This window comes from Sphingomonas faeni (assembly GCF_040407495.1).
In the GTDB taxonomy this organism is placed as follows: Bacteria; Pseudomonadota; Alphaproteobacteria; order Sphingomonadales; family Sphingomonadaceae; genus Sphingomonas; species Sphingomonas faeni_D.
This window is the reverse complement of record NZ_JAPZPP010000001.1, coordinates 664677-686607: the sequence shown is the minus strand read 5'-3', so window position 1 is coordinate 686607 and position 21931 is coordinate 664677. Positions and strand designations below refer to the sequence as shown.

General features: G+C 64.4%; 22 protein-coding genes. 10 read left to right on the top strand and 12 right to left on the bottom strand.

The window, feature by feature from the left end:
* Positions 1–19: 19 nt before the first annotated feature.
* Positions 20–286: a succinate dehydrogenase assembly factor 2 gene (locus O6W96_RS03255; RefSeq protein ID WP_353468222.1), complete on the bottom strand. Its 267-nt coding sequence runs from the start codon at positions 284–286 to the stop codon at positions 20–22.
* 108 nt (positions 287–394) lie between these two features.
* On the opposite strand from O6W96_RS03255, the gene recG reads away from it, so the two are divergent.
* Both recG and O6W96_RS03245 read left to right on the top strand, forming a co-directional pair.
* Positions 395–2446 (top strand): ATP-dependent DNA helicase RecG, encoded by a 2052-nt coding sequence (recG, locus tag O6W96_RS03250; protein WP_353468221.1) that lies wholly within the window; start codon positions 395–397, stop codon positions 2444–2446.
* A 31-nt stretch (positions 2447–2477) separates the two neighbouring features.
* Entirely contained in the window at positions 2478–2918 is a 441-nt protein-coding gene (locus O6W96_RS03245; protein WP_353468220.1) for a DMT family transporter, read from the top strand.
* Positions 2919–2922: 4 nt separating this feature from the next.
* Here O6W96_RS03245 and O6W96_RS03240 read toward each other — a convergent pair whose 3' ends face one another.
* From O6W96_RS03240 to serS, 5 genes are all read right to left on the bottom strand, one after another.
* The gene (locus tag O6W96_RS03240; RefSeq protein WP_353468219.1) at positions 2923–3183 is read right to left on the bottom strand and encodes a PilZ domain-containing protein; all 261 of its coding nucleotides are present in this window, start codon (positions 3181–3183) and stop codon (positions 2923–2925) included.
* A 165-nt stretch (positions 3184–3348) separates the two neighbouring features.
* A complete protein-coding gene (gene tyrS / locus O6W96_RS03235; protein ID WP_353468218.1) occupies positions 3349–4572 on the bottom strand; it encodes a tyrosine--tRNA ligase in 1224 nt (407 codons plus the stop codon).
* Positions 4573–4672: 100 nt separating this feature from the next.
* Positions 4673–5818, bottom strand: coding sequence for a M23 family metallopeptidase (locus O6W96_RS03230; protein ID WP_353468217.1), 1146 nt, complete (start codon positions 5816–5818; stop codon positions 4673–4675).
* Entirely contained in the window at positions 5818–6582 is a 765-nt protein-coding gene (gene surE / locus O6W96_RS03225; protein ID WP_353468216.1) for a 5'/3'-nucleotidase SurE, read from the bottom strand. The genes O6W96_RS03230 and surE overlap by 1 nt, the downstream gene beginning before the upstream one ends.
* The gene (gene serS / locus O6W96_RS03220) at positions 6582–7859 is read right to left on the bottom strand and encodes a serine--tRNA ligase (protein WP_353468215.1); all 1278 of its coding nucleotides are present in this window, start codon (positions 7857–7859) and stop codon (positions 6582–6584) included. The genes surE and serS overlap by 1 nt, the downstream gene beginning before the upstream one ends.
* A gap of 103 nt (positions 7860–7962) precedes the next feature.
* Here serS and O6W96_RS03215 point away from each other — a divergent pair, with 103 nt between their 5' ends.
* From O6W96_RS03215 to O6W96_RS03195, 5 genes are all read left to right on the top strand, one after another.
* The gene (locus tag O6W96_RS03215; protein ID WP_353468214.1) at positions 7963–8403 is read left to right on the top strand and encodes a host attachment family protein; all 441 of its coding nucleotides are present in this window, start codon (positions 7963–7965) and stop codon (positions 8401–8403) included.
* Positions 8404–8592: 189 nt separating this feature from the next.
* Positions 8593–8781 (top strand): hypothetical protein, encoded by a 189-nt coding sequence (locus tag O6W96_RS03210; protein ID WP_353468213.1) that lies wholly within the window; start codon positions 8593–8595, stop codon positions 8779–8781.
* Positions 8782–8883: 102 nt separating this feature from the next.
* Positions 8884–9279 (top strand): hypothetical protein, encoded by a 396-nt coding sequence (locus tag O6W96_RS03205; protein ID WP_353468212.1) that lies wholly within the window; start codon positions 8884–8886, stop codon positions 9277–9279.
* Positions 9280–9841: 562 nt separating this feature from the next.
* Entirely contained in the window at positions 9842–10312 is a 471-nt protein-coding gene (dksA, locus tag O6W96_RS03200) for an RNA polymerase-binding protein DksA (protein WP_353468211.1), read from the top strand.
* 165 nt (positions 10313–10477) lie between these two features.
* Complete coding sequence (locus O6W96_RS03195; RefSeq protein WP_353468210.1) at positions 10478–10819, top strand: PilZ domain-containing protein; 342 nt, start codon at positions 10478–10480, stop codon at positions 10817–10819.
* Positions 10820–10921: 102 nt separating this feature from the next.
* On the opposite strand, the gene O6W96_RS03190 is transcribed toward O6W96_RS03195, so the two are convergent.
* Positions 10922–11077: a YdcH family protein gene (locus O6W96_RS03190; RefSeq protein ID WP_353468209.1), complete on the bottom strand. Its 156-nt coding sequence runs from the start codon at positions 11075–11077 to the stop codon at positions 10922–10924.
* Between the two features lie 225 nt (positions 11078–11302).
* On the opposite strand from O6W96_RS03190, the gene O6W96_RS03185 reads away from it, so the two are divergent.
* Together O6W96_RS03185 and O6W96_RS03180 are read left to right on the top strand one after the other, a co-directional pair.
* Positions 11303–11500, top strand: coding sequence for a YdcH family protein (locus O6W96_RS03185; protein ID WP_353468208.1), 198 nt, complete (start codon positions 11303–11305; stop codon positions 11498–11500).
* A 109-nt stretch (positions 11501–11609) separates the two neighbouring features.
* Positions 11610–12071 carry a DUF1465 family protein gene (locus O6W96_RS03180; protein ID WP_353468507.1) on the top strand — a complete coding sequence of 154 codons (462 nt, stop codon included), beginning with the start codon at positions 11610–11612 and terminating at the stop codon, positions 12069–12071.
* 49 nt (positions 12072–12120) lie between these two features.
* On the opposite strand, the gene O6W96_RS03175 is transcribed toward O6W96_RS03180, so the two are convergent.
* Positions 12121–13080: an NAD(P)H-dependent flavin oxidoreductase gene (locus O6W96_RS03175; protein ID WP_353468207.1), complete on the bottom strand. Its 960-nt coding sequence runs from the start codon at positions 13078–13080 to the stop codon at positions 12121–12123.
* Between the two features lie 242 nt (positions 13081–13322).
* On the opposite strand from O6W96_RS03175, the gene poxB reads away from it, so the two are divergent.
* The gene (gene poxB / locus O6W96_RS03170; protein ID WP_353468206.1) at positions 13323–15071 is read left to right on the top strand and encodes a ubiquinone-dependent pyruvate dehydrogenase; all 1749 of its coding nucleotides are present in this window, start codon (positions 13323–13325) and stop codon (positions 15069–15071) included.
* A gap of 189 nt (positions 15072–15260) precedes the next feature.
* On the opposite strand, the gene O6W96_RS03165 is transcribed toward poxB, so the two are convergent.
* The 4 genes from O6W96_RS03165 to O6W96_RS03150 all read right to left on the bottom strand — a co-directional run bounded on the left by O6W96_RS03165 (position 15261) and on the right by O6W96_RS03150 (position 21905).
* Positions 15261–17087 (bottom strand): DUF885 domain-containing protein, encoded by a 1827-nt coding sequence (locus tag O6W96_RS03165; protein ID WP_353468205.1) that lies wholly within the window; start codon positions 17085–17087, stop codon positions 15261–15263.
* A gap of 188 nt (positions 17088–17275) precedes the next feature.
* Positions 17276–19000, bottom strand: coding sequence for a DUF885 domain-containing protein (locus tag O6W96_RS03160; RefSeq protein ID WP_435372170.1), 1725 nt, complete (start codon positions 18998–19000; stop codon positions 17276–17278).
* Between the two features lie 79 nt (positions 19001–19079).
* Complete coding sequence (locus O6W96_RS03155) at positions 19080–21608, bottom strand: glycoside hydrolase family 3 protein (RefSeq protein WP_353468204.1); 2529 nt, start codon at positions 21606–21608, stop codon at positions 19080–19082.
* Positions 21609–21671: 63 nt separating this feature from the next.
* Positions 21672–21905, bottom strand: a complete 234-nt coding sequence (locus O6W96_RS03150) for a hypothetical protein (protein WP_353468203.1) — start codon at positions 21903–21905, stop codon at positions 21672–21674.
* Positions 21906–21931 lie beyond the last annotated feature (26 nt).

The window sequence follows — 21931 nt, the reverse complement described above, 5'->3', positions numbered from 1 at the left end:
CAGGGAGGGGCGCAGAAGATTACTTCACGACGGTCACGTAATTAATGTCACGCATCGCCTGCATCATCGGGCCGTCCCACTCGGGCGGGCAGACGATCGAGCCGATCGCCCAGCCCATGATGTCGACGTCCTGTTCCTCCAGCAGCGTTTCGAACCAGTCGAGCTCTTCCGGCGTCCACGTCCGGCCATAGGTTTCGAAGAAGCCGCCGATCATCATGTCGGCCTCGCGCGTGCCGCGGTGCGAGCTGCGAAAGCCCAGGCGCTTGAGGCGGGTCTCGTGGTCCATTTCGAACTCCAAACACGAACAGCCGGCGACCGCTGGCGGGACCCCGGCAAAACACTTGCAGGGACCCGTAGCAGCGGCCGTCGGCTAGGCTATAGAGGCCAGATAGTCATGCGACCCGAAATCCTCAATCCGCTGTTCGCCGAAACCCTCGTCTTGAAGGGGGTCGGGCCCGCGCTCGCCAAGCCGCTCGACCGGCTCGGGCTCGCGCGCGTCGTCGACGTCGCCTTCCATCTGCCGACGGGGTACGTCGATCGTTTGCCACGCACCGAGCTGATGTCGAGCGATGCCGGGCGGATCATCACGATCACGCTGACGCCGCGCGACTACAGGATCAGCGCGGGCCGCGGCCCGACTCGGGTGCAGGCGACCGACGGGCACGGCAATGACGTCAGCCTCGTCTTCTTCGGCGGCAGCTCTGGCTGGGCGAAGAAGCTCCTCCCGATCGGCGAGGCCAAGCGCGTCTCCGGGCGGCTGGACGAATACGGGCAGGAATTGCAGATCGTCCATCCCGACATCGTCGAGCCGGACGAGGAGTTGCGCGAGCGCGAGCCGATCTATCCGCTGTCGGAAGGCCTCACGTCGCGGCGGCTGGCAGCGCTGACAACACAAGCGGTCGCGCGCGCGCCGGACCTGCCCGAGTGGATCGAACCCGGTTTGAAGGCGAAACGCGAATGGCCCGGCTGGCACGAGTCGCTGGAGCGCATCCACGCCGACCCCTCGGACGCGAAGGCACGCGAGCGGCTGGCGTATGACGAGGTGTTCGCGAATCAGTTGGCGATGACATTGGTCCGTGCCGACACGCGGAAACGGCGGGGGCGGGCGTTGCAAGGCGACGGGCGGCTGCGCGACATGCTGAAACTGCCCTACACGCTGACCGGCGCGCAATCACGGACGGTCGGCGAGATCGAGGGCGATCTCGCGCAGACCGCGCCAATGCTGCGGCTGCTGCAAGGCGATGTCGGTTCGGGCAAAACACTCGTCTCGGCGATGGCGATGCTGATCGCGGTCGAGGCGGGCGCGCAGGCGGCGATGCTCGCGCCGACCGAAATTCTCGCCCGCCAGCATTACGAGACGCTGCGAAAGACGCTCGCCGGCCTGCCGATCGAGATCGGCGTGCTCACCGGTCGCGACAAGGGCCGTGTGCGCGAGGCGACGCTGATGGCGCTGGCGAGCGGGGAGATCGACATCCTCGTCGGCACGCACGCGATCTTCCAGGACGCGGTCGGCTACAAGGACCTCGGCCTCGTCGTGGTCGACGAGCAGCACCGTTTCGGCGTCGCGCAAAGGATGACGTTGCAGGCCAAGGGTGTCGCGCCGCCGCATCTGCTGGCGATGACTGCGACGCCAATTCCCCGGACGTTGACGCTCGCGCAGTATGGCGAGATGGACGTCAGCCGCCTCGACGAGATGCCACCGGGCCGCCAGCCGATCGAGACGCGCGTGATCTCCGAAGACCGGCTCGACGACGTGGTCAATGCGCTCGGTCGGCATCTGGCGGACGGTGGGCAGGCGTATTGGGTCTGCCCGTTGGTCGAGGAGAGCGAGAAGAGCGACCTCGCCGCCGCCGAGATGCGCGCGGAAACGCTGCGCGCCCGGTTCGGCGACAAGGTGGCACTTGTCCACGGTCGCATGAAGCCGGCGGAGAAAGACGCGGTGATGGCCGAGTTCTCCGCCGCCCGCACGTCCGTCCTCGTCGCGACCACCGTGATCGAGGTCGGCGTCGACGTGCCCAACGCGACGCTGATCGTGATCGAGCACGCCGACCGCTTCGGCCTCGCACAGCTCCACCAGCTCCGCGGGCGGGTAGGGCGCGGCACCGGGCGATCGATCTGCCTGCTGATGCGCGGGTCGTCGCTGAGCGAAACATCCCGCGCGCGTCTCGCGCTGATGCGCGAGACCAACGATGGTTTCCGCATCGCCGAGGAGGATCTCCGCCTCCGCGGTGCCGGCGAACTGCTCGGCACCAAGCAATCGGGCGAGATGGCGTTCCGGCTCGCGACCCCCGACATGATGGCCGACCTCCTACAAGGCGCGCACGACGACGCGCGCCTGCTGATCGATCGCGACGGTGGCTTGGAGGGGCCAAGGGGGCAGGCGGCGCGCACCGCGCTGTACCTGTTCGATCGAGACGCGGGCGTGGCGCTGCTGCGCTCGGGTTGACCTGTACGGGGCAAGCGCTCACGGACCCGCCATGGTTGCCCTGCTCCCAATTTTCGTCGTTCTTCTCGCGGGTATCGGGCTTGCGATCCAGCCACCGACCAACGCCGCACTGGTCAAAGCGTCCGGCTCGCTGTGGCTCGGGTCGCTGGTGTCGTTCGCGGTCGGGACGATCGCGCTGTTGGGCGTCTGGGCGGCAACCGATCGGACGATGCCGGCGGCATTGAAGGGCGCGCCGGGCTGGGCATGGCTGGGCGGTCTGTACGGTGCGTGTTTCGTCGCCGCGCTCGCCTATGCGACGCCTCGGTTGGGCCTCGCATCGGCTCTGACGCTGGCGGTCGCGAGCCAACTCGTCACAGCGCTGATCCTGGACCGGTTCGGGCTGCTCGGGCTCAGCCAGCAGCCGATCAGCGTGGCGCGGTTGGCGGGGGTTGCGCTGGTGATAGGTGGCGTGGTGCTGGTCCGCGCCGGCTGATCCGTCAGCTGTTGCGGGTCATCACCGCCAGCATGCCGTAATACTCGGAAAGCGGGATCGTCCGGTCCAGTTCGCAGCCGATTCGGCCGCCAAGCGACCAGCGTACCACCGCGTCGACGCTACCGAGGATCGGCAGATGGATTTGCAAGACATCGCCCGCAACGGCATTGCCTTCGCAGCGCGCCATCAGGCCGTTCGCCGACATGTTCACCAGCACCAGCTTGATGCTGTTCCTCGCCGCGTCGATCGCTCGCGTGCGATGCATTACCTCGTCGCGGGGCGCGCCCCGTGCGTCTCGAACGGCCGTTGCAGAGCCTGGCATCGATCGTTCCCCGGTTGTGACCATCAACGTTAACTTATGCCGGATGGCGTGAACCGGGTGCGAACGGTCATGCTTAACGCGGCGTTCTTCGAAATGAGAATGCGTCTATTACGAAGGGGTTAGCATCCCGTGCCGTTTTTTGCCGAGGCTGAGGCGAACGGGCGAGCTGACGTCGATGGTTGCCGTCGTTTCGCGGACGGCCTCTCCATCGACGCGAACCGCGCCCTCCGCGATCTTTCTGCGGGCCTCACCGTTCGACGCTACGAAGCCCAATCCGACGAGCGCCTCGACGATGCCGATCGTGCCGCCGCTCACCGCAAAGCTCGGGAGCGAGTCGCCCGACGCGCCTTCCTCGAACGTCTTACGCGCTGTCTCCGCGGCCTGTTCGGCGGCGTCCCGACCACGGCACATGGCAGTCGCTTCGTTGGCGAGGACGATCTTGGCGGCGTTGATCTCCGCGCCTTCGAGCGCCTCGAGACGCGCGATCTCGTCGAGCGGGAGGTCGGTGAACAGCTTCAGGAAGCGGCCGACGTCGCGGTCGTCGGTGTTGCGCCAGAACTGCCAGTAATCGAAATTCGGCAACTGGTCCTCGTGCAGCCAGACCGCACCCGACATCGTCTTGCCCATCTTGCCGCCATCCGCGGTCGTGATCAGCGGGGTGGTGACACCGTAGACCTCGGTCGAGTCCATCCGGCGTGCGAGTTCAATGCCGTTGACGATGTTGCCCCACTGATCCGAGCCGCCCATCTGCAACCGGCAGTCGGCGCGGCGCGACAGTTCGAGGAAGTCGTACGCCTGGAGGATCATGTAGTTGAATTCGAGGAAGCTCAGCGACTGTTCGCGGTCGAGGCGGAGCTTGACCGAATCGAAGGCGAGCATCCGGTTGACCGAGAAGTGCTGGCCGACATCGCGCAGGAACGGGATATATTCGAGCGCGTCGAGCCACTCGGCATTGTCGAGCATCACCGCGTCGGTGGGCCCGTCGCCGAAGGTCAGGAAGCGTTCGAAGATGCGCCGGATCGAGGCGACGTTGGCCTTGATCCCGTCCTCGCCGAGCAGCTTGCGCGCTTCGTCCTTGAAGCTGGGGTCGCCGATCTTGCCGGTGCCGCCGCCCATCAGGACGATCGGCTTGTGGCCGGTCTGCTGGAGCCGACGGAGCAGCATGATCTGGACGAGGCTGCCGACGTGGAGCGACGGCGCGGTCGGATCGAAGCCGATATAGCCGGGTACCACTTGTTTGCCGGCGAGCGCATCGAGCGCGGCGGCATCGGTCATCTGGTGGACATAGCCGCGCGAGGTCAGCGTGGTGAGCAGGTCGGACTGGTAGGTCATGGTGCGTCTCGTTCCCCTTCCGCGTGCGGGAGGGGTTAGGGGAGGGGCTTGCCAGCCCCCATGCCCTCCCCCGACCCCTCCCGCAAGCGGGAGGGGAGAATCACGTTCGTGGCAACTGCGACGTTGGATCCACCGGGGTGCGCCCCTTGCGCAGTTCAAAGTGCAGTTCGGGGCGATCCGCAAACCCAGTGTCGCCCGACAGCGCGATCGTCTGGCCCCGCTTGACGCTCTGCCCGCGTTGCACGAGCAGCTTCGACGCGTGGCCGTAAACGCTCGTCCAGCCGCCGCCGTGCTTGATGATGACTAGTCCGCCGAGCGCAGCGATGCCGTCGCCGACATACGCGACGACGCCGTCCGCGGCCGCATGGATCGGGGTCGAGACCGGTACGGCGATCTTGATGCCGTCGTTGCGTTCGCCGCTGGCACCGTGGCCGAAGCGCTTCACGACCTTGCCGTCTACCGGCCAGAGGAACCCGCCGCTCGCGAGACGCGCCGGCGCGGTGACGACGGCGTTCGACGGCAGCACGCGCCGCGGGGTCGCGATCGGTCGTGCAGGCGCCTGGTTGCTGGCCAGCGCGGGTTCGCCCCCGGTCAGGATGTCGTCGATGTCGAGCGTGAAAGCGCGCGCGCGTTCCGACGCGCTCGCAGTGCCGCCGCTCGGCTCGCCAGGGATCTGGATACGCTGGTCGGCACGTAGCACGTAGGGCTCGACGAGCGCGTTGGCGGCTACGATCCGCGACCATTCGACGCCGTACGCACGCGCGATCGCGATCCCGGTCTCGCCGCGGCGAACCTGATGATAGCGGCCGCCAGGGATCTGCAATCGCTGGCCGGCTTGGATCGAATAGGGCGATTCGAGGTCGTTCGCGCGCGCAATCGCTTCGAGGCTCGCACCGCTGCGATCGACCACGCGGCTCAACGTATCGCCGGGCCGGACGACGTAGGTCGCGTCGGGAATCGTCTTCGCATCGGCGCTGACCGGCCGCGCCTCCCAGGCGGGGCGCGGGGCGGGCAGGGTGGTGACCTCGCCGGTGTCGCGTCCGGGAATGTCCTGCGGCGGCCTGTCGTCCCGCGGCGTATCCTCTCGCGGCATATTCTCACGCGGGCGGGGCGGATCGTCGCGGCGGGGCGGGGACCGGTACGGACGCTGTAGCGGGTTACCGTAGCCGGCGGGGCGATCGACGTGCGGAATGCACGCGGTCAGCGCGAACGTCGCCAGTGGAACCAGGACGCCCGCACGCCGCATCAACGATAGGCCTGCGTCAGCATGTCCATCGACTCGAAATGCGTCAGGTCGAGATGCAGCGGCGTGACCGAAACGTACCCCGCTGCCGTAGCTTCGAGGTCGGTCCCGTGCGCCGGCGTTTCGACGGTCCGGCCTAGCGCGAACCAGTGATACTCGTAGCCACGCGGATCGGTGTTGCTGACGATCTGCAACCGGCCATAGTCGCGGAAACCCTGGCCGACGACGCGAACCCCCTTCACCGCATCGGCGGGGACAGCGGGAAAGTTGACGTTGACCAGCGTGCGCGGGGCTAATGGTGCGTCGACCAGCGGCCGCAGGACGCGCTCGCCCCACGCCGCGGCGGCCTCGAACGGGACGCTGTCGCCCATGCCCTCGCGGCTGTAGATCTGGCTCAGCGCGATCGACCGGATGCCGCCCAGCGCGCCCTCCATCGCCGCCGAGACGGTGCCCGAATAGGTCACGTCCTCGGCGAGGTTCGCGCCCCGGTTGACGCCGGACAGGATCAGGTCGGGCGGGCAATCCTTCATGATCTTGGCGAGCGCCATCATCACCGCGTCGGTCGGCGTGCCCGCGACGGCATACCGCTTCTCGCCGTGCTTCCGCACCCGGATCGGCCGCGAGAGCGTGAGCGAATGCCCAGCGCCCGACTGTTCCTCGGCGGGCGCGACGATCCAGACGTCGTCGGACAGCGTACGTGCGATCGTCTCCAGCACCTTGAGCCCAGGCGCGTGATAGCCATCGTCGTTTGTCAGTAGGATCCGCATCAGCGCTTAGGCTCCAACAGCGTCAGCCCGCCAAGATACGGCTGAAGGACCGCCGGTACCGCGACCGAGCCGTCCTCCTGCTGGTAGTTTTCCAGCACCGCAACGAGCGTCCGCCCGACCGCGAGCGCCGAACCGTTGAGCGTATGGACGAACCTCGTGCCCTTCTCGCCCTCGGGCCGATAGCGTGCGTTCATCCGCCGCGCCTGGAAATCGGTGCAGGTCGAGACGCTGCTGATCTCGCGGTAGCGCGCCTGGCCTGGCAGCCAGACTTCGAGATCGTAGGTGCGTGCCGCGGTGAAACCCATATCGCCGGTGCATAGCAGCATCCGCCTGAACGGTAGCTGCAACGCATCGAGCACGCCCTCAGCGCACGCCGTCATGCGCTCATGCTCGGCCTCGGACATGTCAGGGGTGACGATCGAGACCATCTCTACCTTGTCGAACTGATGCTGGCGGATGTAGCCGCGCGTATCGCGACCCGCAGCGCCCGCCTCGGAGCGGAAGCACGGCGTCAGCGCGGTGAAGCGCAGCGGCAGTTCGGTCTCGGCGAGGATCTGTTCGCGGATGATGTTGGTAAGGCTCACCTCCGCGGTAGGAATCAGCCAGCGGCCGTCGGTGGTCCGGAACAAGTCTTCGGAGAATTTCGGGAGCTGGCCGGTGCCGAATACGGCCTCGTCACGGACGAGAAGCGGCGGCGAGACCTGCTCAAAGCCAGCGTCGGCGACGTGATCGAGCATGAACTGGCCAAGCGCGCGTTGCAGCTTGGCGGCGGGACCGCGGACCAGCGTGAAGCGCGCGCCCGACATCGCCGCACCGGTCTCGAAATCGAGGCCGATCGCAGGACCGATCGCGTCATGCTCGCGCGCCGCGAAGGCGAACGTCGTCGGCGTGCCCCGCGTGTGAACGAGCGCGTTGTCGTCCTCGCTACCGCCCTCGGGCACGTCAGCCGCGGGAAGGTTCGGGATCGCAGTAAGCATTGCCTGGAGTTCGCCACCAAGCCGCGCCTCATCGGCTTCCAGAGCGGGCAGCGCCTCCTTGAGGCTCGCGACCTCGGCCATCAGCGCCTGCGCTTTGGCCTCGTCCTTTTGGGCCTTGGCCTGGCCGATCGCCTTCGACAGTTCGTTGCGGCGGGTCTGCGCGGTCTGCGAGTCCGCGATCGTCGCGCGGCGCTGTTCGTCGAGCGCCACCAGCGACGCGGACTGCGGTGCAACACCCCGCTTGGCAAGGGCGGCGTCGAAGGCGGCGGGATCGTCGCGGATCAGGCGTATGTCGTGCATGGCCGGGCTATGCCGACCAGCGGGGGCGTACGCAAGGCGGCGCAACCTCCCCGGTAGGCGGCGCGTTCACCCCGCATACGCATAGCGAAAAGGAGAGACACGCATGCATCTTCCCCACAACTCCGTCGTGCTCGTCGCGGACGGCCGGAAAATGCTGTTCCTGCGCAACGAGGGCGACGCCGAGTTTTCCAGTCTCGTCGTCGAAAAGGCGCAGGAGCAGGACAATCCGGCGACGCGCGACCAGGCGACCGATTCAGCAGGCCGCGCCTCGTCGCCGCAGGGCGGTGTGCAGAGTTCGGTTGAGCCGACCGATTTCCACCAGATCGAGGAAGATCGCTTCGCGGCTGACGCTGCCGACTTCCTCAAGACCGGCGCTCTAAAGAACAAGTATGACTCGCTGATCGTGGTCGCACCGCCGAAGACGCTCGGCGAGCTCCGCAAGCATTATCACAAGGAAGTCAGTAGCCGCCTCAAGGGCGAACTCGCCAAGGACCTGACCGGGCATCCGATCGAGGACATCGAAAAGGCGCTACAGAGCGCCTGATTGCAGATACAAAAAAAGGCCCCGTCGGAGTATATCCGGCGGGGCCTTTTGGTAATGTCGGACGCCTAAACGGCAATAGCCTTCGGTTGAGCGAAACGCTTCCGCGCTACCAGCGCTGCCGCTGCAGCACCGAACAGCAATACCATCGGCGGCGCGGGAACTGGCGCCGGAGGGCCTCCGCTCGATCCAGTGCTACCACTCGAACTGGCGCTGCTCGCGCTGCTGGCACTACTCGCACTGCTGGCACTCGATCCACTCGAACTTGCCGACGATCCACTGCTACCCGACGCGGAACTGCCCGACGAGCCGTTCGAACTCCAGCCGCCGGTCGAATTCCACCCCCCGCTAGACCCCCAACCCTTGCTGCTGGAGCCATAGCCCGACGAACTGGCGCTGCTCGCCGATGAGGCAGAGGATGCGGATGATGCGCTGCTCGACGACGACGAGACGTCGCCGCTCGAGCCGCCGGAAGCCGACGAAATGTTGCCGCTCGATCCACCGGAAGCGGAAGAGATGTTCCCGCTCGATCCTCCGGTCGATGAGGTACTTGAAACTTCGGCGCCACCGGTGCTGCTCGATGATCCGCCTGTCGAGGTCGATCCCCCGCTCGACGTGGATGAGATGACGATACTCCCACTCGATCCGCCGCTCCCGCCGAAGCCGCCGCCGAACCCGCCACCGAGTCCCCCACCGAAAAACCCGCCGCTGCCGCCAACCAGGATCGGCGCGCTACCGGCACCGCCGCCGCCAATGAACCCTTCGCCGACGGGGGCAGGGACAGGCGTTGCACCTGCCACCGTCACGACCGTGGGCGCGCAGGTGGTACGCGTCGTGGTGGTAACGCGGCGAACACGGGCGCGCACCGCAGCAACCTGAGGGCGAGCGACTCGCTTGACCAGCACGCGCTTGGCGTTGGCAGTTCGCGTCGGGCGTTCGGCGACGTGCACAGCACCACCACCGATCAGGGCACCTCCACACGCACACGCGCATAATTTGGCCAAAGCCATCCGCACTGACATATCGTCATTCTTTCGTTGCCGGCACTCTCGTGTTGCCGGATCCCCGCCCACGGCTTTCGTTTACCGCTATCCGACTAACTGCAAAACAAACCGTTAAGCGCAAGTCGATTAACCATATCCAAAACGGTAAATGAACCTTTTACGTGTTGGTCGATACCCGAACCAAGATTAACGTGCCGGGCTGGGACATAAGTGGGTCGGATATGGACCATAAGGCCGGCTATCGCCCGAATGCGGTATGCTGCAACTCCGTGAAACCATCAGCCGCGATCATATTATAAAATGTCGTAATCGATGATCGATGCGCAAGTCCGGTCGCTTGTGGTCCCGGTAACGTACGACTATAGGCGCTTTCACCATTTGGGGGCGGCTTCTGGAGATCGGCGAGGTCGATCCGACGGAGCCAGAGGGAGAGTGGTATGGCGACCGTGATGAATCGTATGGACGATATCGGCAATTTCAATCGCGACCCGGCGAACGACGGCGGGCTTGACGGGTATCGGCCCGAACCCGACGAACCGTTCATGAGCCTGAGGCAGCAGGCCTATTTCCGCCGCAAGCTGCAGGTCTGGAAGGATGCGATCTTACGCGAATCGCAGGAAACGCTGTCGCAACTTCAGGTCGACTCGCTGCGCGAAGCCGATCTTACCGACCGCGCCTCAAGTGAGACCGACTGGTCTATCGAACTGCGTACGCGTGATCGGCAACGAAAGCTTGTTTCCAAGATCGAGGCAGCCATCCGTCGAATCGATGAAGGCGAGTACGGGTATTGCGAAGTAACCGGCGAGCCGATCAGCCTTGCCCGGCTCGAAGCCAGGCCAATTGCGACGATGACGGTGGAAGCGCAGGAACGTCACGAACGCAACGAGAAGGTCTCGCGCGAAGACTGATAACTGCGACTGCCTTGCACTGTTTGCTGTTGTGGACTTGTATGTCGCCGGCCAACCTATACGGCTTGCCATGATGACGAACGGACAAAGTAGCGGAATGGCCAGCATCGACCAATGTGCGAACGTTCGTGATCGGTCGTCAGACACCACGGGGCACGGCAGGGTATGATGCGACCGGACGATGTTTCCAACGGTGCCGATTTCGAGGGTGGCAAGCGGCGGCGTCCACGCGACAGTTTGGTCCTGACGGCGCAAATCCGTCTCGATAACGAAACCGTTCTTCGGGAAGTGCGAGTCCGCAATCTGTCGGCTGGCGGCCTGATGATTGAACTGGACCAAGTCGCCGATGTCGGAACGCCGGTCACGATCACCCTGCGCGGCATTGGAGACGTCCAGGGCAAGGTAGCGTGGTGCACCGAAGGTCGTATCGGGATCGCGCTAGATCCGCTGATCGATCCTGAAAAAGTGACTAAGCCGCGGGTGTCGGAAATTCCGCCGACCGCTTAGCGACAGATCGTTCGAAACGCGTGAACGCTAAACCGAATTGTTCGCGATATTCTACGGAAATCGCCCCTCGGCAGATAGCCGGGGGGCGTTGCCTATCCTCGCTTACAGACTGACGATCTCTTCCTTCAGACGCAGTTTCTGTTTCTTGAGACCTGCAACCAATGCTGTGTCAGGCATGGGGCGATGAATTTCCTCGGCAATGCGCCGATCCAGCACGGCGTGCTTGTTCTCCAAAGCTGTCTGATGCGTCGTCTGCACGGTGGGATACCTCCTGCATTCGGGTTGGGACAACGAGTAAACCACCGAGTCACGAAAATGTCTTCATCGGAAATGGATCATATCGACGACTACGCCTTTTCCAGCGACGACTCGTTTTGCTCCCTACCGCGACGATTCAGACGCGCCTGCGACGTTTAGCACTCGCACGAGGCGCTGCATTCGTTAAGGACGACTTCAGGTTAGCGGCATCAACCGGGGGACAAGGTGGACGACGCAAAGGCCAGGGTACGACTTGACGGACTGCGGACCGAGCACCGCGATCTGGACGATGCGATCGCCGCACTGGCGATGACCGCCGTCCCCGATCAACTGCAGATGGCGCGCTTGAAAAAGCGCAAGCTGCGTCTGCGCGATGAGATCGCCATGATCGAGGATCAAATGATTCCCGACATCATCGCCTGACGAATGCCGTCGGCAATCGGCAAAACTGACGCATTCCGGGACACTGCGCAGTTATCGCGCCACTAACCTCGCTGTTGGACATGGAGTCCGTGTGGCATCGCTGATGACGATGACCCGGACCAGCCATGAACTGCTTTTGCAGCACCGTCTGATCGATGCGCTATATAACGAGGCTATGCTGCTGGCAGACGAGGCGCGGGATTATTTCGACGAGGCAGGGAGGGCGGATCGCGATGCGCTGGATCCGCCGGTCCGTGTGAGTTTTAGTTGCGAGTCGCTCAAAGTCACGACTCGGCTCATGCACGTGATCGCCTGGTTCCTGACGCAGCGTGCCGTGCGGTCAGGGGAACTACATGCAAGCGATGCCCTCGATCCGCGACGGCGATTGGGCGATGCGCCGCCAACGGATCAGACGATAACCGACAGCCTGCCGGACCAAGCTCGCCGCTTGGTCGAGGCGAGCATCGACCTGCATCGGCGTGTGGCACGGCTGGATCTGGCACAGGATACGCCAGGGCCGATCGTCAGCCCCGCGCTATCGATGCAGACCCGTCTCGCCACCGCATTCTAGGTGTAGGCGACGCCGATCATGGACGGCGCGAAGGCATGCCCTTTCGGCCCTACAGCGCCAGTCGCGCTCTCGCTGCGCTATATTCGCGTTCGAGGCGGTCAACGCGCAGGGCTACGGTTTCGATCTCGGTGACTGCGCCGATTCCCTGGCCTGAACCCCAGATATCGCGCCACGCCTTGGCCTTGGATCCGTTGCCACCCCCGAAGTCCATCGTCTTCAGATCGCCCTCGGGCAGCGCGTCCGGGTCCATCCCGGCGGCGACGATCGAGGCCCGCAGGTAATTGCCGTGCACGCCGGTGAACAGGTTCGAATAAACGATGTCCGATGCGCGGCCCGCGACGATGCCGTCCTTGTATGCCTGGTCCGCGTTCGCTTCGGTGGTCGCGATGAACGGCGATCCGATATAGCCGAAATCGGCGCCCATCGCCTGTGCCGCGAGCACTGCATCGCCGGTCGCGATCGAGCCCGACAGAGCGAGCGGACCGTCGAACCACTGGCGAATTTCCTGGACGATCGCGAATGGCGACAGGCGACCGGCATGCCCACCGGCGCCGGCCGCAACCGCGATCAGTCCATCGGCGCCTTTTTCAATCGCCTTCCGCGCGAAGCGATCGTCGATGACGTCGTGCAGCGTGATGCCGCCCCAGCCGTGTACGGCGGTGTTGAGGTCTTCGCGCGCGCCGAGCGATGTAATGACGATCGGCACCTGCCATTTTGCGCAGGTTTCCAGATCGCTATTGAGCCGGTCGTTCGACTTGTGCACGATCTGGTTCACGGCGAACGGCGCGGCCGGGCGATCAGGGTTCGCGCGGTTGAATGCGCTCAACTCTTCGGTGATCTGGTGTAGCCATTCGTCGAGCTTTGCCTGGGGCCGCGCGTTCAGCGCCGGGAACGACCCGACAATCCCCGCCTTGCACTGGGCGATCACCAGTTCGGGACCCGAGATGATGAAAAGCGGCGACCCGATTACAGGCAGGCGCAGGTTTTTTAGAATAGCGGGTACGGTCATGCACGTTTGCTAGCGCAACTCCGCGACGCGAGCTAGATGTATCGTCGTAGACCACGTGACCAGAGTTGAGCGATGTCCCGCATGCGAGGATGTCGCTTTCTAGGGTCGTTCTGTCTTGCGTCGAAGCTGGTCTGCCGCCGTTCCCAAATTGCATCCCGTGCATCCCGATCGCACCGAAATGCGTTTGCCCTACGTCCCCCTCGCTGGTCGAGCGGACCATTCCTCACGTGCGGAGCCATTCCATGCCCAAAACTCTGATCGCCGACCTGTTCGCCGAAACGCTGCACTTCGCAGGTGTCGAGCGGATCTACGGCGTCGTCGGCGACAGTCTCAACGGGCTGACGGACAGCTTGCGGCGGCAAGGCAAGATCGAATGGATCCACGTCCGCAACGAGGAAGCCGCCGCGTTCGCCGCGGGCGCCGAGGCGCAACTAACCGGTAAGCTCGCGGTCTGTGCCGGTTCGTGCGGACCCGGCAACATGCATCTGATCAACGGCCTGTACGATTGCCACCGCACGCGCGTACCGGTTTTGGCGATCGCCGCGCAGGTACCGAGCGGAGAGGTGGGGTCGAACTATTTCCAAGAAACGCGGCCCGAGGCATTGTTTCGAGAGTGCAGCGTGTATTGCGAGACGATCTCCGACGCCGCTCAGATGCCGCGGACGCTGGAAACGGCGATCCGCGCCGCGGTCGGTCACCGCGGCGTGTCGGTCGTAGCGATGCCGGGCGATGTCGCGCTTCGATCGACCACCGGCACGCTCGCCCGTTCGGTTGGGGCGCTGCTGCCACCGAGGTCGGTGACGGTCCCCGAAGAGATGCAGATCGCCGAACTCGCGACGTTGCTCAACGGTGCACCGAAAGTGACGATTTTGGCGGGGCGCGGATGCCGCACCGCGCATGCCGAAGTCGTGAAACTCGCCGAAGTCTTGCAGGCGCCGGTCGTACACGCGCTAGGTGGCAAGGAGTTCGTAGAGTACGACAATCCCTATGACGTCGGCATGACCGGGCTGATCGGCTTTTCGAGCGGCTACGACGCGATGATGGCCTGCGACATGCTGCTGATGCTGGGCACCGACTTTCCGTATCGCCAGTTTTACCCCGAAAAAGCGAAGGTCGCGCAGATCGACTTGCTACCGGAGAACCTCGGTCGACGCACGGCGATCGATATCGGTCTGGTCGGCGATGTCGGTGCGACGATCGTCGCGCTCCTGCCAAAGCTGACCGGCGCGCGCGACGGGACCTTCTTGCATTCGGCACGCGAGAATTACGCGGACGCGCGCAAAGGTCTCGACGAGCTGGCCGATGGGACTCCCGGCAGCGGCATCATTCATCCGCAGCATGTCGCCCGCGTCCTGAGCGAACAGGCGGCGGACGATGCGGTCTTTGCCTGCGACGTCGGCACGCCGACAGTATGGGCGGCGCGCTATCTGAAGATGAACGGACGTCGCCGCTTGATCGGATCGTTCAATCACGGCTCGATGGCAAACGCCCTGCCTCAGGTGATCGGCGTACAGGCGGCGTACCCGACGCGGCAGGTCGTGACGCTGTCGGGTGACGGCGGCCTTGCGATGCTGATGGGTGAATTGCTGACCGTCCGCCAGCTCGGACTGCCGGTGAAGATCATCGTCTTCAACAACGGTACGCTGGGCTTCGTCGAAATGGAGATGAAGGCTGAAGGATTGGTCGAGACGGGCGTCGCACTCGACAATCCGGATTTCGCCGCAATGGCACGCGCGATCGGGTTGCATGGCGTCCGGGTGACCGATCCGGGCCAGGTTGAGACTGGCATTCGCGATGTGTTGGCGCATCCTGGTCCGGCACTGCTCGACGCGGTCACCGCTCGAACCGAGCTCTCGATGCCACCCAAGATCACGCTGGAGCAGATGAAGGGCTTCACGCTTTACATGGCAAAGGCGATCATCAGCGGTCGCGGCGATGAGGTGGTCGAGCTCGGCCAAACGAATGTCGGGCTGCTCAAGCGCTTGTTCTGAGGAGCGGGTACTTAAACCAATATCGGCAGGCGGGGCCGGACGCGACGCACTCGAGCGGACGTCCGACCCACGAATCGCATTTGCGTTCACGTTGCCCTGTGCGATCGCGCGTACCGACTGGCGGGTCGAATGATGCGCTGGGTACAGCGAGACAAATCGAACGTCGAAAACCTGCCCGACAATGAGCCGTCAGACAGCGCGGGCGCGCTCCTCGACGATCCGCTCGAGCATCGACAGCGGCATCGCACCGGCCTCCAGTACATCGTGGAAGTGTTTCAGGTCGAAGCGATCACCGGCGATTGCCTTGGCCTTCTCCCGCGCGCGCAGCCAGGCCGCGTGGCCGATCTTGTAGCTGCACGCCTGCCCCGGCGACACGCAATAGCGTTCGACCTCGCGCTGCGAGCGGCCTGGAGCGAACCCGACCGTATCGACGAGGTACTTGGTCGCCTGATCATGCGTCCACTGCTTGGTATGGATACCGGTGTCGACGACCAGTCGTGCGGCGCGGAACAAGAACGATTGCAGATAGCCGGCGCGTTCGACGGGCGAGGCATAGCCCCCGAGTTCGTCGGCGAGTTGTTCCGCATAGAGCGCCCAGCCCTCCAGATAGGCGTTGAAGAAGGCGATCTTGCGCAACGGATGGGTGGGCGCGCGTTGCGCGGTCGATATCTGCAGATGATGCCCGGGCACGCCTTCGTGATAGGTAAGGCTCGGCAGCGTGTATTTCGGCCAGTCGTGCACGTTCTTGAGGTTGATCCAGTAGATCGCGGCGCGCGAGCCATCGAGCGGCGCGCGGAAGTAATAGCCGTTGGGTGCGCCGTCCTGGATCTCGGGCGCGACGCGACGGATTTCGAGCGCCGCGTTGGGCGGGTTGCTGAACGCCTTCGGCAACCGCGCCTGCATCGCCTGGACGCCGGCGTTGAGGCTGGCGAGAAGTTCGGCACGACCAGCATCGGTATTCGCGAACAATTGCGTGGGCAGGCGGTTGAGCTGGTCGAGCCGGGCCCCGACGCTGCCTTGCGTCAAACCTTGGCCCCGCAGGATCGGATCGAGCTGCGCGGTGAGTTCGGCGACCTGTTGCAGCCCCATGCGATGGACCTCATCGGGCGACAGGTTGGTGGTGGTCGCCTGCGCCAACGCGGCAGCGTAGATCGCCTCTCCGTTCGGGATCGCCCAGATGCCGGCGGCGCTGCGCGCCGAGGGCCGCAACGAGCGCAGCAACGCGATCTGGCGGTCAAGCGCGGGATAGACCTGCGTCGCGACGATACGGGTGGCGCGCACCTGCCAATCCCCTGCGATGTTCGCCGCGCCGGTGCGGCTGGTCAGCGCCTGTACGAGCTGGCTATCGGCGGGGCTAGGTGACCGCAACTTTGCGATCTGGCCGAGCGCCAGATCGAGCGAAAAGTCGGGCGCCAGCCGGCCCTTGGCGGCTTCGCGACGTTGAACCTCGGTTTCGTTATCGAGCTGGCGCCCCATCATCGCCAGTCGATCCAGATAGGCACTGGCGTCGTCCGCGGTCTTGACCGGGTGGGTCGAAGCGAGGAAGTCCGGCAGCGAGAAGTAGACGCCGTCCTGCTGCGAGATCGGATAGGGTCCCTGCGGCGAAGACAGGCCGAACCGCTCCGGCCCGACCATGTTCGATTCGATATTGTAGAGGACGACTTCGCGGTCGATGCGCGCCTGTGGCGACAGCGAGGCGGGGTTCACGGCGGTGACGAGCGCTCGCGCCTTGCGGTTCCGGGCGAGATCCTTTGCGATGGCGGCGTAGCTGTTGTCACCCAGCATATGACGCAGATCGGCATCCTTGCCCGTATCGAGTCCGAGCGAAGTGGCGAATTCCGGCGATTGACGCACGGTGTCGTGCATGACCTGATCGAACGCGGCGTTCAGCCGTGCGTCGCCCGGCGATGGTGCCGCTGCTTTGGCTGCTGGCGTCTGCGCAAACGCGGACCGTACGGGTAGGACATTCAGCCCGGCGGTAGCGGCACTGGACATAATGAAAGCGCGACGATCCATGCCGATGTTCCTGACTATGAGGCTATTTGCGTCACGCTAGGCGACAGTAGGGTAACTACGCAAGGTCGCCCGGTCGGTGCAGCCGACATCCTATGTAGTTGAGCGAAGGCGCAGCGAAGCAACGTCCGCTCCGGGGTGCGGCGTTGCTCTCCGGCTCTGGCGTGGCAGAAGGAGGGCGGACTGGAGGACTATGAACGCGCTTTCTCTGCCGCGATCCACGTCGTCATCTCGGCGTCCATTACCGGTAACGGGACCGAGCCCATGTTGAGCAAGGTGTCGTGAAAGCGACGCTGGTCGAAGCGGTCGCCAAGTTCCGCCTCCGCCTTTGAGCGCAGCGCGCGAATCTTCATCTCACCCAGCTTGTACGCAAGCGCCTGACCGGGCCAGCTGATATATCGATCGACCTCGATCTCGATGTCCAGTTTGGCGAGAGCCGTGTGACCGGCAAGATAGTCGATCGCCTGCTGCCGGCTCCATCCCATCGCGTGGATACCGGTATCGATGACGAGGCGGGCGGCGCGCCACATCTCGAAGGTCTCGCGGCCGAATTCCTCATAGGGCGTGCGGTACATGCCGAGCTTGGTGCCGAGCCACTCCGAATAGAGCCCCCAACCTTCACCATAGCCCGAGAAATACGTCTCGCGGCGGAACGCGGGCCGGTCGGGCGCCTCCAGTGCCATCGCGGCTTGGTGGCTGTGACCGGGGACGCATTCGTGCAGGGTCAACGCGACGATGTTGTAAAGCGGGCGCGATTTGAGATCATAGGTGTTCATGAGGCACGCGCTGAGTCCGCCGCGGCCTGAGGTGTAGACGGGCGCGATCGCGTCGGGGACCGGCTGTATGGTGAAGCGGTAGCGGGGCAGGGTGGTGAAGACGTCCTTCAGCCGTCCGTCCATCCGCTTCGCCACATAGGCCGAGAAGCCCAGCAGTTCGTCGGGCGTTCGAGCGTAGAATTGCGGGTCGCTGCGGAGGAAGGCGAGAAAGTCGGCGAAGCTGCCCTTGAAGCCGGTGGCGGCGATCGTCGCCTTCATGTCGGCGTCGATCCGCGCCACTTCCTTCAGGCCGATCTGATGGATCGCCGCAGGCGTGAGTTCGAGGGTCGTGTATTCGCGGACCTGGCTTTTATAGAACGCGGCGCCGTCGGGCAGTGCGGCGGCACTGATCGCGGTGCGCGTGCCGGGCAGGTAGGTGTCGCGGTAAAAGACCAGGAGCTTCGCATAGGCAGGCGCCGCAGCGGCATCGATTGCGGCCAGTCCCTCGGTGCGTAGCGCGACCTGCTGGCTCGTCGGGATCGAAGCCGGCATCGTCTTGAACGGTTCGGCGAGCGGATTGTCGCCGCTTGGTTTGGTGAAGGCGGCGATGGTCGCGTCGCGTCCGGCGAGCGACACGCGCGGGGGCGTGAAACCGCGCTGCAGTCCGGCGCGCATGTTGGCGATGTTCTGGTCGAACCAACGCGGCACGTCCTTCAGCCGACCGATGTAGCGGCGATAGTCGTCGGCGGTCTCGAGCGGGGCATAGGGCTTAACCTCGCCCCAGAAATAGGAGTCGCTGCTGAGTGGCGCCTCGTAGGTACGGAAGTCGATATTCGCGAGCTCGGCGCGGAGCGATTCCGTTAGGACTGCGGCGTTCAGTCGTTCCTCAGACGAAAGTTGCGCCGCAGGAATACGCGCGATGCGGTTCAGAACGATGGTCCAGTAGGCGCGCCGGCGTGCCCAGTCCGCGGGCGTGACGGCCGGGAAATGATCGTCGGACGCGCTGCGCAAGCCGTCCGAGATCCGCGCGAACTCCGTCTGTCGCCATGCCCATTCCGTATTGTAGATTGCCTGAAGCTGTGCATCTGCGGTGCTTGGCCGTGCCCATGCCGTTGCTGGAGTCAGTGCGAGCAGCACCGCTGTCATGTATCCGAACCGCATCTCGCCCCTTTTCCCTTTTGTTGCGCCAGTCGTATCGGTCTGCACAGGCAGGACAAGAAGAACCGCCGCGATCGTCACCTCAGCGGGTTGGGCACGCCGAGACCGGTCCATCGGCATGTGCCAGACGAACGTCTGAGATCGAGAGCGTCAGTTTCCCAGCGGTCGATATAACGAACGGCTCGGTGATTTTGTGCGGATCGACTCCGGCGGCGATGAAGCACTTGAGCGGAATCGCTATCGACTTCCACTCGCCGATCGGTGCCGCTTGCAAGATGCCGGTGATCGGGATCGCAGCGGTCTTGTCGGAACTTCCCATCGAAAGGGAAACGGCGGCCACGGGCTTTGCGTCCAGCCGGAACTGGACGATCATGCTCAGCTCGCCATTGGCCTCGCGGGCGATGTCGAGCGGCGCGTTGGCTTCAATCCTCACGTCCGCGTCGCGCGTGCCCGTCCAGGTAAAGCGTCGGGCGTCCTCTTGCGCGTTGCGATCGATACCGGCGATCGTCAGCTCGCCGCCTGGGCTTCGGCCGCTGTTGCCGACTATGCGGGTCGATCCCCCGTTTCCTTCGCCGAGTGACAGGCTCCACGCTTCGGGTACGCGCCCCTTCGTGAAGAAGACGCCGCCTGTGTCGATCGCCATGCCCGCGGGACGGGTCTCGTCCAGCGTGCCGACCACGGCGCGATCCGCGTAGGTGAGACCGTAGCCGAACTTGAACAGCGGGTCGTAATTCGGATCGCGGGCATTCAAGACATACTGGTCGGGACGCTTCGGCCACGAAAAGGACAGCTTGCCGCGGAAGTCATGAACGGGTTTGCCGTCCTTACCGGCAAACAGCACGTCGGCAACGCCTGCGCCTTCGCTACCCGGCAAAAACGCCGCGACGAAGGCATCCGAAGCGTTAAGTTCGGCATTCACCCACATCGGGCGGCCCGACAGGAAAACCGCGACGACGGGGATGCCCGCCGCTTTCAGTTTGCGGAGCAGCGCGACATCGCTCTTGTCGCCCGGCGCGTATTCCAGGGTCGGTCGGTCGCCAATGAATTCGGCATAGGGGGGTTCGCCGAACACGACGATCGCAGCGTCGGGTTTCGCGGAATACGCGCCCGTCTGCGAGTAGGTGGCGGTACCGCCGCCGGCGCGCACGGCTTGGTCGATGCCGCTCCAGATCGACGTCGCATTGGGGAAGCCGCGCTTCGGCACGTCCGTCCCCTGCCAGGTGATCGACCAGCCGCCGGCCTGCTGCGCGACATCGTCGGCAGCGATACCCGCGACAAGGATATTCGCCTTGAGCTTGAGCGGCAGAACACCCCCGTTATTCTTGAGCAGCACCAGCGATTCCTGAACTGCCTGACGGCCGATGGCAAGGCCTTCAGGGGATCCGATCAGGCCGAACTGTCCGGCATAGCGTCGCGTCGAGGGCTTGCCGGCGGTGAAGGTACCGGCGAGGATCTTCACGCGCAGGATACGACGAACAGCGTCGTCGAGACGCCCAGGCACGATTTCGCCCGACTTGGCCTGTGCCAGCGTGTTGCGGTACAGCGCCTTCCAATCGCCCGACATCATGAACATGTCGAGGCCGGCGTTGATCGCCGCGGCGCAGCTTTCGTTGGTACATCCGGCGATCTGGCCATGTGCGTTCCAATCGCCGACCACGAACCCGTTAAAGCCCATCCGGCCCTTCAGCACGTCCGTCAGCAATGTCTTGTTGCCGTGCATCTTCTCGCCGTTCCAGCTCGAAAAGCTGGCCATCACGGTCAAGGTGCCAGCTTCGATCGCGGGCGGATATCCCGCCGCATGAACGTCGCGCAGCACGACCTCCGACACTTTGGTGTCGCCCTGATCCCGTCCGCCCGTGCCGCCGTCCCCGACGAAATGCTTGGTGGTAGCGATGACATGGCCGGGCGTCATGAAATCGCGCGAACCCACCTTGCCCTGGATGCCGGTAACGACTGGGCCCGCATAACTGGCCACCACGGAGGGCTCTTCGGAATAGCTTTCGTACGTGCGTCCCCACCGATCGTCCTGCACGACCGCCAGCGTCGGTGCGAAGCTCCAGTCGAGACCGGCGGCGGCGGTCTCGCGTGCCGTAATGCGGCCGATCTTCTCCATCAGCGCGGGGTCACGTGCCGCACCTAGCCCGATATTGTGTGGAAACAGGGTCGCCCCGACGATGTTGTTGTTGCCGTGGACCGCGTCGGTGCCCCAGATCGTCGGGATCTTCGGCCGACCATCATTGCGCTGCATCGAGGCGTCGTAGAACGCGTCGGCCAGCTTCAGCCATTCCGCCGGCGGTGCCAATTCATCGTTGTTAGGCGCCGAATTTCCGCCGTTTAGAACCGAGCCAAGCTTGTATGTCTTGAGGTCTTCGGGCTTCACGGTCGCGATATCGGCCTGGATGATTTGCCCGACCTTGTCCTCGACCGACATGGCAGCAAGGATCTTGCCAATTCTGGCTTCCAGCGTCGAATCCAGCGCCGGCTTCGCCGCCACCTTCGGCCATATCTCGGGATGCGCGACGGGGAAGAGCGAGGTCGGCGCGGTCTGCGCCATCGCCGTGGCGCCACCCAGCAACGCCAAGACGCTGGCGACCGAAAGCTTCGTCTTCATCATTCTCTCCCCGTTTCCCGTGTTGCGGGATTGGCAGCGTTTCAAACCACCCGGGAGGCGTCGTCAATCAATATTGATTTTGATTTTCACAAGATACAGCCAATTGCGACCGACGTTCATAACAATAGGGTCCGAGGACAGCATCAACTCGCTGAACGGTAACAGTGTTGCCCTAACGCTAGTGCGTTGGCGGCCATGGTAAAAGGCCTGATCGGCAACCGACTGCATGTCCGCGGCATGCTCGGCGCGTGCGTTCGTCAACGGCACGACCAAGGCATCGATTAGCGGTTCGGGCAAGCGCCCTCCGACTAAAAATCTGCGTA

What these genes read in the sequence shown, in the direction of transcription:
- O6W96_RS03255 (WP_353468222.1), bottom strand. Translation starts at nt 286, where the DNA reads ATGGACCACGAGACCCGCCTCAAGCGCCTGGGCTTTCGCAGCTCGCAC.
- recG (WP_353468221.1), top strand. Translation starts at nt 395, where the DNA reads ATGCGACCCGAAATCCTCAATCCGCTGTTCGCCGAAACCCTCGTCTTG.
- O6W96_RS03245 (WP_353468220.1), top strand. Translation starts at nt 2,478, where the DNA reads ATGGTTGCCCTGCTCCCAATTTTCGTCGTTCTTCTCGCGGGTATCGGG.
- O6W96_RS03240 (WP_353468219.1), bottom strand. Translation starts at nt 3,183, where the DNA reads ATGCATCGCACGCGAGCGATCGACGCGGCGAGGAACAGCATCAAGCTG.
- tyrS (WP_353468218.1), bottom strand. Translation starts at nt 4,572, where the DNA reads ATGACCTACCAGTCCGACCTGCTCACCACGCTGACCTCGCGCGGCTAT.
- O6W96_RS03230 (WP_353468217.1), bottom strand. Translation starts at nt 5,818, where the DNA reads ATGCGGCGTGCGGGCGTCCTGGTTCCACTGGCGACGTTCGCGCTGACC.
- surE (WP_353468216.1), bottom strand. Translation starts at nt 6,582, where the DNA reads ATGCGGATCCTACTGACAAACGACGATGGCTATCACGCGCCTGGGCTC.
- serS (WP_353468215.1), bottom strand. Translation starts at nt 7,859, where the DNA reads ATGCACGACATACGCCTGATCCGCGACGATCCCGCCGCCTTCGACGCC.
- O6W96_RS03215 (WP_353468214.1), top strand. Translation starts at nt 7,963, where the DNA reads ATGCATCTTCCCCACAACTCCGTCGTGCTCGTCGCGGACGGCCGGAAA.
- O6W96_RS03205 (WP_353468212.1), top strand. Translation starts at nt 8,884, where the DNA reads ATGTTGCCGCTCGATCCACCGGAAGCGGAAGAGATGTTCCCGCTCGAT.
- dksA (WP_353468211.1), top strand. Translation starts at nt 9,842, where the DNA reads ATGGCGACCGTGATGAATCGTATGGACGATATCGGCAATTTCAATCGC.
- O6W96_RS03195 (WP_353468210.1), top strand. Translation starts at nt 10,478, where the DNA reads ATGATGCGACCGGACGATGTTTCCAACGGTGCCGATTTCGAGGGTGGC.
- O6W96_RS03180 (WP_353468507.1), top strand. Translation starts at nt 11,610, where the DNA reads ATGACCCGGACCAGCCATGAACTGCTTTTGCAGCACCGTCTGATCGAT.
- O6W96_RS03175 (WP_353468207.1), bottom strand. Translation starts at nt 13,080, where the DNA reads ATGACCGTACCCGCTATTCTAAAAAACCTGCGCCTGCCTGTAATCGGG.
- poxB (WP_353468206.1), top strand. Translation starts at nt 13,323, where the DNA reads ATGCCCAAAACTCTGATCGCCGACCTGTTCGCCGAAACGCTGCACTTC.
- O6W96_RS03165 (WP_353468205.1), bottom strand. Translation starts at nt 17,087, where the DNA reads ATGGATCGTCGCGCTTTCATTATGTCCAGTGCCGCTACCGCCGGGCTG.
- O6W96_RS03160 (WP_435372170.1), bottom strand. Translation starts at nt 19,000, where the DNA reads ATGCGGTTCGGATACATGACAGCGGTGCTGCTCGCACTGACTCCAGCA.
- O6W96_RS03155 (WP_353468204.1), bottom strand. Translation starts at nt 21,608, where the DNA reads ATGAAGACGAAGCTTTCGGTCGCCAGCGTCTTGGCGTTGCTGGGTGGC.